11 protein-coding genes are annotated in these 14,712 nt (G+C 38.5%); 3 read left to right on the forward strand and 8 right to left on the reverse strand.

Features of this window, described 5'->3' with window-relative positions; genetic code table 11:
- The 3 genes from H9655_RS22530 to H9655_RS16745 all read right to left on the reverse strand — a co-directional run.
- On the reverse strand, window positions 1-369 hold a 369-nt coding region (locus H9655_RS22530), incomplete at its 3' end, for a hypothetical protein (protein WP_225230706.1).
- A gap of 163 nt (window positions 370-532) precedes the next feature.
- On the reverse strand, window positions 533-1,807 hold the full coding sequence (locus H9655_RS16740; protein ID WP_191816154.1) for an efflux RND transporter periplasmic adaptor subunit: 1,275 nt from the start codon (window positions 1,805-1,807) through the stop codon (window positions 533-535).
- Window positions 1,808-1,821: 14 nt separating this feature from the next.
- A complete protein-coding gene (locus H9655_RS16745; protein ID WP_191816156.1) occupies window positions 1,822-2,484 on the reverse strand; it encodes a hypothetical protein in 663 nt (220 codons plus the stop codon).
- A 318-nt stretch (window positions 2,485-2,802) separates the two neighbouring features.
- Between H9655_RS16745 and H9655_RS16750 the strand changes: the two genes are divergently transcribed.
- The gene (locus H9655_RS16750) at window positions 2,803-4,434 is read left to right on the forward strand and encodes an SWIM zinc finger family protein (RefSeq protein WP_191816158.1); all 1,632 of its coding nucleotides are present in this window, start codon (window positions 2,803-2,805) and stop codon (window positions 4,432-4,434) included.
- The gene (locus H9655_RS16755; protein WP_191816161.1) at window positions 4,427-7,255 is read left to right on the forward strand and encodes a DEAD/DEAH box helicase; all 2,829 of its coding nucleotides are present in this window, start codon (window positions 4,427-4,429) and stop codon (window positions 7,253-7,255) included. Before H9655_RS16750 ends, H9655_RS16755 begins: the two co-directional genes overlap by 8 nt.
- 40 nt (window positions 7,256-7,295) lie before the next feature.
- On the opposite strand, the gene H9655_RS16760 is transcribed toward H9655_RS16755, so the two are convergent.
- The 4 genes from H9655_RS16760 to H9655_RS16775 all read right to left on the reverse strand — a co-directional run bounded on the left by H9655_RS16760 (window position 7,296) and on the right by H9655_RS16775 (window position 13,724).
- Entirely contained in the window at window positions 7,296-7,541 is a 246-nt protein-coding gene (locus H9655_RS16760; protein ID WP_191816163.1) for a hypothetical protein, read from the reverse strand.
- A 557-nt stretch (window positions 7,542-8,098) separates the two neighbouring features.
- Window positions 8,099-12,025 (reverse strand): S8 family serine peptidase, encoded by a 3,927-nt coding sequence (locus H9655_RS16765; RefSeq protein WP_191816165.1) that lies wholly within the window; start codon window positions 12,023-12,025, stop codon window positions 8,099-8,101.
- Window positions 12,026-12,658: 633 nt separating this feature from the next.
- On the reverse strand, window positions 12,659-13,069 hold the full coding sequence (locus H9655_RS16770) for a single-stranded DNA-binding protein (RefSeq protein WP_318245509.1): 411 nt from the start codon (window positions 13,067-13,069) through the stop codon (window positions 12,659-12,661).
- 184 nt (window positions 13,070-13,253) lie between these two features.
- Window positions 13,254-13,724 carry a DUF7878 domain-containing protein gene (locus tag H9655_RS16775; RefSeq protein WP_191816167.1) on the reverse strand — a complete coding sequence of 157 codons (471 nt, stop codon included), beginning with the start codon at window positions 13,722-13,724 and terminating at the stop codon, window positions 13,254-13,256.
- Between the two features lie 181 nt (window positions 13,725-13,905).
- On the opposite strand from H9655_RS16775, the gene H9655_RS16780 reads away from it, so the two are divergent.
- Complete coding sequence (locus tag H9655_RS16780; RefSeq protein WP_191816169.1) at window positions 13,906-14,337, forward strand: YwpF-like family protein; 432 nt, start codon at window positions 13,906-13,908, stop codon at window positions 14,335-14,337.
- Window positions 14,338-14,427: 90 nt separating this feature from the next.
- Here H9655_RS16780 and H9655_RS16785 read toward each other — a convergent pair whose 3' ends face one another.
- A complete protein-coding gene (locus H9655_RS16785) occupies window positions 14,428-14,700 on the reverse strand; it encodes a hypothetical protein (RefSeq protein ID WP_191816171.1) in 273 nt (90 codons plus the stop codon).
- Between the last annotated feature and the right edge of the window lie 12 nt (window positions 14,701-14,712).

The raw sequence follows: 14,712 nt of genomic DNA on the forward strand, positions 1-14,712 counted from the left end.
GCTCTCTTCGTACACTCTTGTGGGGGTATTCCTTGTTTGCCCACACTTCTTGCTCTCTTCGTACACTCTTGTGGGGGTATTCCTTGTTTGCTCACACTTCTTGCTCACTTGGTACACTCTTGTGGAGGTATTCTTTGTTTGCCCACACTTCTTGCTCACTTGGTACACTCTTGTGGGGGCATTCTTTCTTTGCTCACACTTCTTGCTCTCTTCGTACACTCTTGTGGGGGCATTTCCTTGTTTGCCTACACTTCTTGCTCTCTTCGTACACTCTTGTGGGGGTATTCCTTGTTTGCCCACACTTCTTGCTCTCTTCGTACACTCTTGTGGGGGCATTACCCCTTTGCCCACACTTCCTGCTAATTCCAACTAATAGTGTGTGCTCATTCCCATTCCCCTAAATCAATCCCTACCCGCTTGGCTTTATTTCTTATTTCCTAACTGATTGATTTCTCTACTTATTTATTATCTTGCCAACACCCGCCAATACCACAAAAAAAAGCACGAACAAACAATTTGCCCGTGCCTCCACTTATCTTGATAAAAATCCCTTAGAGATTGTTTTAAAGATGTCCATTCCAGACATGTCCCCGTAGCTGGCCTTTGTGTTTTTGGTTGGCGAGAGTGGTGTAATGAACGGGTGGTTGGATTTGATTAACAGCGGGCGATCGAGTACAACAAGTTCCCCTGCTTCTACTCCCTTCTGAACCTCTACTGTATGGTCGAGTTTCATCCCTGTATCCAACTGTCTTCGTTCAACATAACCTCCTGCCCCCAGGATATAACTCACTTGTTTTTTATCTGTGTGCTTAATCGTTTTTACAGGAACAGTTGTTGCTCCCTGGACTTCATTGGTAACGATTTTTACGTTGACATGCTGGCCAAAAACGCTCGTTCCATCTTCTGGCTCGCTTAATTGCACCGTATACAAGTAGCTATTCTCCTTACCTACCTCTGGAGTTTCCTCGGGATATACAGATACGGTATCAATGGTTCCTTCTATTTGTTTATTACTATTTTCAAAAGTGACCAGAACCTTCATGCCCGGTAAGATTTGTTGCACTTCATCCTCTGTTAATTCACCTTCGATTTTTTTCTCGTTAGAAATGATTGTGAGAATAGGATTCTCAAGCGTATGCTTCAATTCCTTTACCGTTCCTGAAATCATGCTTTCAGCAGTGAGTTCTATCATGCTTGAGTCAGCTGCAGTTAACATTTCTTCGTATTTCTCGATTTCACTTTCCAACTTACTTTTATCCAATTCTTTATTCTCTATATCGCGAGCAATTGATTGTTGTATGTAAGCTGTGCTATCAAATGGCTCTACTTGTACAATAATTGAATCATCATTTGGGGTCTGCAATTGCTGACTTCTTCCTGTTGACGAAGCTGGCATTGTGTTTGATGTGGCAAGTAACTTTTCCATCTGAGAAATATGCTGATCTAAACTCGCCACTTCCTGATTGAGACGTTCAATTTCCATTTGAAACGCACTCTTTGTCTCATTAATATTTTCTGGTGAATATTCAAGTACGGCTGTCCCTGATTCTACTGCCTGACCTTTTTCCACAAGAAACCCTTGAAAACTACCTTTATCTTGATCATGGTAGAAAAACTGCTCTTCTTTTGGCATAAACATACCAGCAACAGGTAGCGTTTCTATTAAATCCTGTTCGTTGGCAACGGTCCATTTTGAAATATAGTTCACGCGGTTAATCTCTTTATCACTTGTAAAAATAAGTGTGATATTCAGAGCAATGAACAATGTAATCACTGCTGCTATCAAAAGCTTCCATTTCAGCTTCATGAGAGAACCCCTTCTTAAATAATATTTTCGAATTTAATGTATGAAAGTAAGGATGATATAACTGCGACAAATAAATAAAAACCTATTAAAGTCCAAATAATAAAACGTGGGGACCGCTCAGATAAGTGGCGGTAATACTTATATGTAAGAATGATAGCCCATACTTTGAATAAAGTAATATTGGCTAGTAAGAATATAATGAGCTCAATCGAAGTAAACGTTTGGGCGATAATTCCTAGTGAGAATATATTCGATTCAGCACTGATTCCTAGAAACAAATGTACAGGAATGAAAACTAATTTTTCTATTAAAAATATCATTGAAATAATCAGTTGCACAAATAATAGTTTGCGATAATCTACTTCTAATATGGTCCAAAAAAAGAGTGAAGGGATAAAGATGGCTAATAATATCCAGATGAGTCCCCATGTTATCTGTCCCGCAGCAAAAAGAGTTTGATAGGCTTCATATCCACTCCTCGTTAAATCTGGTAATGACCTTGAAACATACTCACTACCTATACCGAAAAAAGCTGAAATACCTGCAATAATGATACTCGCTAAAGTAAGCCAAACAACCGGTTTCCATAAACCGACAACTTCCTCCTCTTTTCCCAACTGATATGCGACAAATTGCGGCTGTTTCAATCCACGGAAAAGAGGTACTCGTTCACTCATACTATGTCCCCCAAGCCAAAAATTTCTAGTCTATCTATATTGTAACTGAAAATTCATATATTTGAATAGTTTAAAGGTACCATTAAGGCACGAAAAACCCTTTTATGCCAAGGTTCGACACGATTCGTCATCTATCGTTCTTTTTACACAAATATACCGTTTATGAAATAGACTTTCTCATTTGCAATGAAGGTTGTTTTTTTACGAAAGCCATTCTTTCCATCACCCTGTGCGCGACTTCAACCTTTGCCTAGAAAATGGTATAATGGAGGAATGCTAAAAAGGTACAAAAAATTGATGTGAATGGGAGTGATGGCGATGGATAATGGGATTCCTGAGCGTTTTTTAGAGCCGTTAGAGGATATGGCGCGAAAAGTGAAGGAAGAGCTAGACGCACACGCAGCTGTTGATCAAGCACTTGTGCAAAAAGGGTTGATTCTATACCGACAAGGGCTCGTGAAGCAGATTCGCTATGAGTCACACTCCATCACAGCAGCTGTATTAGATGTAAACCGAGTTCAAGTGTCCCTTCATATAGAAGATTATCATGGAAGTCGTTGTTCTTGTCCTGCGGAAGGTACTTGTAGACATATGATGGCGGTTTTCTTTTATTTGCTAGCGAAAAATAACAGTGTGTCTAATTGGATAGAGAGTTGGCGTTCCCCGATTAAGGAACGAAAGACTTTAGCTGACCTTGGCTTGAAGCGTGCACGTGATCTTATTCCAACGAATTCAACAAAACAACCTGATTATGATAATTGGATTCGTACCTTTACAGAGAATTTCCAGCAAATTATGTATCAATCGGGACAATATCCAAAGCCATACGTCGTTTCTGATTTATTTTATATTTATTTACGAAAAATAAATGCCTATGCCCCTTTAAAAAAAGAATGGAAATTGCTATACCAATTAATTGGTAGCATGCATACATTTATGCTACTCGAACAATTTGCTACTGAATGTAAACATAGTGAAAAGGAGATAGAACGCCATTATCTCCACCTTTTCCAAGACTTAATGGAAGAGTCCTCTGTCATGATGGAAAGACTTTCTCAGCAAACGGTCCCATTTGCCTTTGATCCATTTATCGAACGGTTAAGAAATGAAGCAACAGCCTTAATCGATCACCGTTCTGAGATTGTTCAATTTGAAAGAATTCAACTATATCGCAGACTTTGGACACAATTTTTCAAACAAAAGAGTTGGCGTGAAGAAGAGTTAGAGAAATTACGTACACTACATGATACTGATGCCTCGCTATCATGTACGATCGGCATGGCCCATTTACATTTTTTACTACAAGATGATCAAAATGTGTTTCAATTGATCGATTCAGGCGATTATGATTATACTCCTTATTTCTTTTATTGGATTTATCAACTAAATGCACAAAAAGAATGGAAACGGGCAGAAAAATATATCGAAACACTCCTTCCTTATGCAAAAAAATACTTAGAGGAAGAAGATGACTTTCATAAATGCTCAGACCTCGTAAAAATGGTTTTAGAGGTCATTACACCTTATTGCCAACAGACAAAACGGAATGACTTATACGAAAAAGTTTTAACAGAAACTTTACCATATAGCTTTTATTATTACGATGATTTCTTATATCAATATGAACAATGGGAGAAATGGGTTGATCTTCAAGCACTGCTCAGTGTCCGCCTTACTGACATTTCACCAGAGCGGTTAGAGCGTATTGAAAAAGCAGAACCCACATTGCTACTCCCCTTATACCATCAAGCAATCCAACACGATATCCATTTAAAAAGTCGTGAGCAATACCGCCAAGCAGTGAAGAAAATGCAAAAACTCCGTTCACTTTATCACGAGTTATCATTGGCTAGTGAATGGGAACAATTCCTAGAGGAGCTGTTAGAGAGTACAAAACGACTACGCGCTTTTCAGGAAGAATGTAAAAGAGGGAAACTAATTCATGCTTAAAACGAGGATGATCTCCATACAAATAAATAGGTTTAAAGCGGATGCCTTTTTCATCTTCGCTAAAGATGATAAGGAAAGAACGATACCTCCTCTTGACTGGAAGCCCATGCTTTTTTACTCTCATCGTGAAAGCTTCTTTGGCACGATGATAAAGGAAAAAACCATCGATGGAATCAGTGGCTTCCTTTTAGATAGTTGGGAGATTGTGACATTATTTTCCAACGAGCAGTTTAATCGTTTTATTCATTGGAAATGGGATGAAACAGCAGAGATTTTACTAGCTGCTGCTCCTATCCTCAAAGATTGCATCGATGAGCGTCAATGGATGCCCGATTTCAATGCTTGGGAAAGTGACCACTTTCGCTGGGCATTGCCAGCTGATGTTATTAATGAATTTCACCCTGATTTTTGGCAGCAGACACTTTTAGGTGAACCGATCAAACCGATGATACAACAACTTTTCCATCATGCCCTTGATCATTATTTACAAAAAAACAAGCAGGCGAAAGCGGCGTTCGGAGAGAAGCTACTCGCTTTACGCAACGAACATCTCTCTGCAAAAGCATTAGCGGCGTATTTTGATGAAGAAAAATGGCAGGAATGGATAGGGATCAAAGAAGTTTCTACACCATTTTCACTCGGAATTAAACTGGAGGAGCCAGCAGAAGATGATCTAACATGGTCACTTTCGGTATTTTTAAGAGGAAGAGAAAATCCAGATCTCTTTGTTGATTACAAAGATGAAGGGAATTATCCTCCTGGTTGGCTCGACTACGAGAGTGAAGTAGACAAAGAAATCATCCGTATTCTTCAGATGTTTCCATGGTTAGAAGGAAAGAAACAACAATTGGCCACCCAACTTACAGAAGAAGAAGCATGGTTATTCTTAACTGAGGCGAGTGAAACCTTACTTGCTCTTGACGTTGAAATCCTTCTTCCTTCTTGGTGGCAAGCAATGAAAAAAGCAAGCATAAATGTAAAGGCAAAGGTAAAAGCATCAAGCAGTCACAGACCATCCTTTGTTGGATTACAAGCTATGCTTGATTATGATTGGCGCTTCTCGATGAATGGTGTCGAACTATCTGAAGAAGAATTTCGACAAATGGTTGAGGAAAAACGCCGCCTTGTATATATTCGTGGCCGATGGATCAAGCTCGATCCCCATTTTGTGAAACATATTCAAAGTTTAATGAAGAAGGCCGAGCAAGAAGGACTTCATGTGCGAGATTTAATCGAACAAGAATTGCTTGGTGGGGAAAATGATGAAGATCAAGCACAAAGTGAGCGGGCATTCGCCAAAGTACAAATAGAATTAAATCGTCAGTGGAGGAAAATGGTTAATCAACTACGGAATATTCATGATATCCCCATTGAACCTATTCCAGCTGGATTGGCAGGCGACTTACGGCCCTATCAAAAACTCGGCATGAGCTGGTTATTATTTTTACGTTCTTTTAAATTTGGTGCCATCCTTGCTGATGATATGGGACTTGGAAAAACAATCCAATTAATTTCATATATACTGGCTGTAAAAGAGCAAGAGAAAGGGAACCATACAAACCCTGCCCTTATTGTCTGTCCGACTTCTGTTTTAGGAAATTGGCAAAAGGAATTTGAAAAGTTTGCCCCTGATTTGAATATTTATCTTCATTACGGTTCTTATCGTGCCAAAGGAAAAGTATTAGAAAAAGCAGTGATGGAAGCAGATGTTGTGCTTACTTCGTATGGGTTAACTCATTTAGATATTGATAGTCTAAAGGCAATCGAATGGAGTTCTGTTAGTATTGATGAGGCACAGAATATTAAAAATGCCCAAACAAAGCAATCGCAAGCCGTCAGGCAATTACAAGGAACACATCATATTGCCTTGACTGGAACACCAATGGAGAATCGCCTTTCTGAGCTTTGGTCCATTTTTGACTTTACCAACCATGGTTACCTTGGCAGTCTAGGTGCTTTTCATAAACGCTTTGTTCTTCCGATTGAAAAAGACCGGGATGAGGAAAAAGTCAAACAACTGCAAGCATATATTCGTCCCTTCCTTTTACGCAGAACGAAAAAAGATGAGGAAGTGGCGTTAAATCTGCCTGATAAGCTCGAACAGAAGGAATATTGTCCACTTACTTCAGAACAGGCTGCTCTTTATGAACAATTGGTGCAAGACACATTTGCGCAAATTGAAAAGCTAACTGGTTTTGAAAGAAAGGGACTGATTTTACAATTGCTTAGTCGTCTAAAGCAATTATGTAATCATCCTGCTCTCTATTTAAAGGAAAAGGTCGAAAGTAATGCATTAATTTCCCGCTCCTCAAAATTAGAGAAACTTGATGAATTAATTGCTGCTGTTCACGAGCAAGGAGAAAGCTGCTTAGTGTTTACGCAATACATCGAGATGGGTCATATGATTCAGCAACTGCTTGAGAAGAAATATGGCTTTGAAGTCCCTTTTTTGAATGGCAGTGTGCCTAAAGGGAATCGTGATATCATGATTGAACGTTTCCAAAACAAGGAGTTCCCGGTCTTTCTTTTATCCTTAAAGGCTGGTGGAACAGGGTTAAATCTTACCGCTGCTAACCACGTCATTCATTATGACCGATGGTGGAATCCTGCTGTTGAAAATCAAGCGACTGACCGCGCTTATCGAATCGGACAGAAACGATTTGTCCATGTCCATAAATTAATCTGCACTGGGACATTAGAAGAGAAGATTGACCTCATGCTTGATCAAAAGCAATCACTTAATGAACAAATTATTCAAAGTGAAGCCTGGTTAACTGAATTATCTACGGATGAATTGCGTGATTTGATCTTACTGTCATAGTCGGTTGGAAAAGCTGCCTTATTCTGGCAGCTTCTTCTTTTTAAATCTTTAATTCCTGCTTATCTTTCTTTTGATTACATAAGAAGATAACTGCTTCGTTACACATAAATAGCGTGTGCTTCAATAATGGATCATGGATGCGAGTAGTTCGTTGGACGGATGTGTGTTGCTGGAAGGAAATACGGTGGAAATCCTCAGAGGTTGGATTTGAGATTAATTGTAAGGCATCGTAAAAACTAACCGGACATCGTACTTCTTTTCTTTGGTAGACAAGAGGTTCATTCATGACTTCACCCCCTCCCTATAGGCATTTATGACCATTTCGACAAAAATTGCTGAATATCCTTTTGGAAAATGGTTGTTTTTTTACTTTTTTAATCAGATGACTGTTCGCAAAATGTGATGGGGTGTCAGTTATGTTACACTCCCATTTTTATTTTTGCTTCTAAGTGACTTACAACCCTATTTGCGAACCTCTCATTTCCATTTCTATTCTTTACCGTACGTGAAAAAATAAGAGGCAGGACATAACAAAATTGAGCTAACCTCAAAAAGAACAATAAAAAATGATGTCTATAAAACATCATTTGCAAAAAAAGTCCGTTCCATTGCGCTCATGAACACTCGCTTTCCGCGGGGAGGGGCTGAGCCTTCTAAGGCATTGCCTGTGGGGTCTCAGCTTTCCCTCTATTTCCCGCAGGAGTCGAGTGTCTTCCGCTCCATTTCACTATTCTTTTCATATAAGAGTTCAAATCACACAAAAAACCGAATGATTAGATGGATACTCCTAATCATTCGGAAAAATCATTAGCTAGAATACTTCTATCTCAACCTCTCACGCTCTTAAAACCCTATGTTACCACCAATCACAGGTTTACCCGGTGTGATTGGATTTGTTGGTAGTGGATTCGGTACTTTAATGCCGCCTCCGCTACCTGGTAGTGTTGGTTTCACATTTCCAGGCTTTTCTGGAGAAATCGGGAATTGGTTGTCTGATTCGTCTCCATCAGGTGCTTCTTCCCCTTCACCTAATTTGTATAATTCAACTGTTTGTACCGTTTTGTTGCCTGCAATGTCAGTTGCCTCGAACGTGAATTCATTCGCTCCATTTTGTAATTCAAGCTCAATATTTTCCACAACATGTTCAAAGCTTCTCATTTCATAAGGTCCTTGGAATTCTTTGAAATAAATCTCATCACCATCTAAATAGAGACGAATTTCATCAAAATTATCGGCTACCCTTACATCTACAACTGGGTTTTCGGCATCATGTTCAATATATTGACTATCTGGTAATCCAAGTACCTCAACCTCTGGTGCGGTTGCATCTACTATAATTGTTCGTTTAAACTGGGCCACATTTCCTGCTGCATCAACTGCCTTAATGACAAAAGAAGGTACGCCATCTTCAAAATGAAGGATTGTATCAAAAGTATATTGTTTCTTCTCTTCGTCGTAAGTTAGTTCTACTTCTTCATCTCCAATAGTAAATTCACTAATCTCAGATTCGTCAGTAATGGTACCAGTAAATTGAATATCATTTGTATTCAATGTACTTAAAGCTTCAGGAGTCGTTAAACGAACAGTTGGTGCCTTTTGATCGGCAGGTTTCACTTCTAACTCCTTCGTTGTAACATTGCCTGCATAGTCAAAGGCTTGTACTGTTACAGTCGAACCAACCTCTAATGCTTCTGAGAATGTATATTCCTTTGTATCTCCTGCAAGTGGTGTTTCTAATACAGACTCACCATCTACTAAAATATCAAGATAAGATACGCCAGAACCTTTTTCATGATCTGATGCATGAATCGTTAGCTTTTTATTTCCTTCAGTCACTTTGAATGCCAATTCTGGTGCCACTGTATCAATGATAACCGGAATTTTTACTGACTGCCATTCGGCATCAGGGTAGTCAATGACAGATTTAATTTCATAATAATACTTACCATCTTCAGCAAGTTTATTTTTGACTTTTCCATCCCATTTCCATGCTGAGTTAATTTTGTAATAACTACCTTGACCACCATCATAGTAGTCTTTTCTAAGATCATTGTCTGTTCTCAGCTTGCGCAATTGCTTACCATCTTCATCTAATACATTAAATACCACTTGATGGGCATTTCTCAAAAACGATAGGGCAGGAATGATGGCATCTTGCACACCATCTCCGTTTGGAGAAATCGCTACTTTGTCCGCTTTATATGCGTCAGCTATTGGATCATAGCCAAGATAATAGTAACTGTCGCCAGATTCATAAACAGCACCACCCATACCATAGAAGGATGATTCATCATACTTTAATCCATCTAAAATTGGGGATTGATCCCATTCACCTTTGAAGCCTACATATGGAACAGAAAGTTGTGGATGAGTATCTGCTGAATCAGTTAATGTCACATAACCCTCCACAAAATAACCGTTCGGGAATACTTCATCAATATCAACTGGTGTTGTCCAATTACCCGTTTGACTCGGTTCAACTACTTGTGCATCACTTACATCTGCTTGAACGGTAAACGTCACTGTTTCTCCTGCAGGAACAGTAATTTCAGCCGATTCTTGACCATCAACAGTAACCTCAACATTTAATAATTCTTGTGCTTCAAGTTCATTTGGATTCCAGCCTAATTCTCCGTATGCAGCAAAGTCCGTTTGGATATTTGCAGCTGCGTCATAAGTGACGTCTTCATCACTAAAGTTTTCTGCTTGCAATGTGAACTCAAAAGTATCCTCAACTTCTTTTAAAGCCACCTTCGCCTCATCCGTTTCTACTTCTGTTACAACAACTGGTGTAGAAAGAGCTGAGTGCAATTGCATGATGCCCGACCCTTGTCTACGAGGTGAATAAGGAACATCCCACTCAAGTGACTCATTGACAAGACCTTGATCATCGATTGGTTGAGATGTGTTCATCATGATATTTTTCGCTGTATATACACGATCATACCCTGTTAAATCGAAGTCAGCATCTACTCTTTGTAGAACGAGTGCTGCACCACCGGACACATGTGGAGCTGCCATGGATGTACCACTCATCATACCGTATTGGCCATTTTCTAATGTCGAGTAAATTTGCCCACCTGGCGCCGTTATTTCAGGCTTAAAGTCTAAATTTGGTGTCACTCCCCATGAAGTGAAAGCACTCATCTTACCTGCTTCAGGGTTTGGAGCTGTTGTTTTTTCACCAGTAAACGTAAAAGTTACTTCTTCCCCGGCACGAAGCGCTTCGACAATGGGGTCTCCATTCACTTTTGGCATAAATAATTGCGGAATGGTAATAGACGGATCTGACTGCATATTGACAAAACCATCTGTATTATTATAGATAATTACACCTACAGCACCTGCCGCTTGTGCATTTATCGCCTTATCAACGAATGACAATTCACCACGTTGAATCATTGCATATTTCCCTGCAACTTCTGTTAATTGCTCAGGGTATCCAAGTCCGCCATCCGCAACATCAAACGTTTTTGTGTCGATATCATTAGGGTGCTTGTCACCAGATGAAAGAAATGGGGCATCCAACTCTTCGCCATTTATATTCACCTTAATGGCATCAAGGTCCATAAATGAATTCTCAGAAGATGCCACTTGTAATGAATCTGTGTATACTCCTGGCGAACCAACTACACCAAAGTCCGGATTTTCAGCCGATGGATTGGCAAAGCCATTACCAAAATGAGCAGAGTTACCAGCTGAAATAGACATAAGGACGCCATTATCAACCGCTCGCTCAATCGCTTTATATTCTGCAGATTCTGGCGAAACAAAACCTGCTGTAGATCCAAGACTCATATTTAATACGTCCGCTCCTAAAATAATCGCATCATCAATGGCTTTTACATAAATATCTCCATATGTAGAACCGAATTCAGGATCGTTACCAAATACTTTCAAACCGAGAATTTGCGCTTCTGGTGCAATTCCTTTAATTCCACCATCTTCTTCATCTCCGTTTGCGCCTACTGTCCCTGATACATGCATACCATGCATATTTGCACCTTCAGCTACATCACCAATTATTTCGTCTTCATCCATATAATTGTAAGCATATGGTACCTTTTCAGTATAATAGCTTCCCGGTAGGTCATTATCTGCTTTCATTCTATTAACCTTAGATTCTGTTAAATCGACTTCCGTCTCATCTGATAAAATCATATCTTGATGGTCTGGGTCGATACCTGTATCAATGACACCGACAACCATACCATTGCCTTTGTAACCATATTCTCTCCAAGCCTCTTGAGCTTGTACCAATTCTTTACTATAAACCATGTCAGGTTTTTCTTCTGGGCGTTCATATTCATTCACTATTTCAACAGAGGATACATTTTTTACTTCTTTAATTTTCTCAATATCCCCATACATTACATCTGCACTAAATCCATTCACAACTGTTGTGAAACTTTCATGTTCAACAAGTTTCACTTTGTTCTCTTTAACTTTTTGCTTCACCGCTTTTTGTTCTGCTAGTCTCTCGTTTGTCAGTTTCTTCTTAGTTGCTGCGGGCAGTTCTTTAAATGTTTTTTTTGTTTTCTGCGCGTATGCAATGGTCGGCTCACTATCCATTTCGACGATTACACGAACAATATCAGATTTTTTATATTGTTCCTCTGCATCCGTTTTTTCTATTTTTTGTAGATTGAGCTGATTTTCTTTCCCTTTAGTATTTTCTACCTTCTTCTCAGGTACTGCTGCTGACACTGATCCAGAGAAAATAAGTAAAAAGGCCATTAATACGACAAGAATCCTGCTTTTTCTCAACATTTAACTCCCCCTCTGTAAATAAAATTCAGAATTTTTTGTTTCTCTATTAAATTAACATAAGGAAAAATTTAGTTTTAGAGTACTAAAGTACTGATTTATGCTAATTAGCCTAGTAAAATATAATTATTTTATAATTCGAAATATTATTTATAAATGAACCCTTCACATGCACCCACTCTTCTCGTCTCTCAACATCAAAAAATGGGCCATAACAAGGCATAAGGAAACAAAGAATTGTCTACAGACATAGTTCTATTCTGCTAAGTCTTTTGCAATGCACTCTTTTTTCTCCTATTGTTCCTTTTGCGACGATGCTTAAAGAATGGGATTCTCTATGCTCTTGCTTTGTTATTTTGTTTGCACTCCCACACTTACTTTTGAATATCCTATAAACGACACCATTTTCTTTCCTACTAATAGTCTTACTTACAAAAAAAACAGTGCGATAAGCACTGCTTCAATTTGGGGATAATATGAGGATGTTCGTTGATTCTTTCTAATAGAAGGTAATAAGGGGATAAAAGTAAATTGAGGTTCCTTTAAGCTCTTTTTCTTCCTCTATCATAGGATTCTTTTAATAGACATTCTAATTGTGCAAGTCTACTCTCCATCTCACTCATTCGGTGGTTTGCATTACCAAGCATTCTGATAAGATTCTCTATGAGTGTTTCCATCACTTTTTGTTCTTGAGTCAACTGAATTCATCTCCTCCCTTTGTTGTTTTTCTTTCTTGCGATTATCGAGGAAACGCACTTGCTCGACGATCACTTCCATCACATATTTTCTTTTCCCATCCTTTTCATATGATCTTGATTGTAATCTGCCAGCAACACTTATAAGTGACCCTTTCGTACAATACTGAACGAGATTTTCCGCAGATTTATGCCAAAGTGTACATTGAATAAAATCAGTTTCTATCTCTCCATTTTGATTGCGAAATTGCCGATTGACAGCAACCGTAATATTTGCCACTGACCTTCCATCTGATAGAAGTCTTAAATCTGGCTCTTTCGTCAATCTGCCAACAATGCCGACTTGATTCATCATCATCCTCCTTTCTGACACTAGGTTAATATAGCTCGTATCACTTGTAAAAAAGCGGAAAGATCATTTTCATTTTCGTTAGGCTTTCAAAACTGCGGATAGCCGGTCAGAATTTAAATTTTCCAATAAAAATCTGCCAAAAAATTCGCCTTTCCAACATAGGGAAGATATATTTCGACAAATTTCAACATTGCTCTCTATAAGGAATATGACGCATAAATGGACTGATTTTAATATCAAAATAACGTTCTATATCGTTTTTTAAAGTTCTTTCTAATAAGCTTAGCTCGTTTACAAGATATTGATGGGCAAAAACATTATAAACTTCAGCTTCAGGCCAGATAGTGACCAATCGTGCAAGCTGATGAAAAGGAATCATTTCCAAAATTGCTCCTTCATCATACTCAATTGAAAAATATCGAAATGGCGCTTGTTGATTTTTCAACAATTTCTTTCGCCATCTCGCCAATGCTTTATAAAATTCAAAGGCTGGTAAATCTGCTTGGAAATATAATTGATGGTTAATCTTTATTGTAAAAAAAATATCTATCGATAGAATTTTTGCCGTATCACGTTTATGCCTTGTTGTTATTTCATTGGGAGAGCAAGTGAATTGGTATGTAAAATGCAAGGTATTGGTCTGATATTTTTCCAACTTTTATCGCCTTCGATCTTTTTTCCTTAAGCATATAATATTACTTTTTATTTGTGTGAATTCGATCAAAAAAAGGGGCAAATTCTCTATAACTTACCTTTTGTAAGATATTTTCGTTTTGTATATCTTCTATGATATAATTTAGACAACTCAGTTAACTTTTGAGAAAGGGAGGGTTCGCATGAAGACATTTAAGCTAGTTTCCATGCAGGTTTGGGATGAGGATGAGTTAGTAGATGTCGAATTGGAGGACGGACTCATTATTAATAAAGAGGATGAGAATAGTCGGTGGCTACTCGAAGCCTTTATTGATAAAAAGTACTTTTCCTTCTTTTCCAATCTCCGCAAAAAAGAAATCGACGTGCCGCTACAAGTAGTAATTACGAAAAAAGATAATGATCCAGCACATTTCATAACTAAAATTGCATCCATTAATGAATTTGAAGAACATATGAGTGTCCTTTTCTTAGGGAGAATTCGTCACAAAAGAAATGAATTCGCAGAGATATTACTTAGTGATCTCGTTTCTAAAGGGTTAAGTGGCGAAAAATTGCTTACAGAATTTAAAGGGCAAATGAAAAGGGCCCAAAGATTAACAAGTAATAAAAAATAAGCAATGCTTTCTCAGCGGATCTCCATCCGATTTTTTGAGATAAACTTCAATGAGGCTCCGATTGATGCAATCGGAACCTCACTTTTTTATTTACATATTATCTTTGTTTTCTTCGTCCGCAGGGGCATCTTCATTTAAATTTTCATCTGTATTATTGTCATCTTCAAGCATACCATCATCATCATTGTTTAGATCGTCTTGATCGTTATTATTAACGTCATTTCCGTCCTCTAATTCTGCTGGCTCTTCAATATTATCATTATCTTCTGGCGGTGGATCTTGCTCATCGTTTGCTCCACAACCAACAAGCATTGTCGCCGCTAAAGCAGATGCAGACAATAATTTTAACAGCTTTGTATTCATGGGTATTACTCC

The organism is Cytobacillus stercorigallinarum, from assembly GCF_014836495.1.
Taxonomy (GTDB): domain Bacteria; phylum Bacillota; class Bacilli; order Bacillales; family Cytobacillaceae; genus Cytobacillus; species Cytobacillus stercorigallinarum.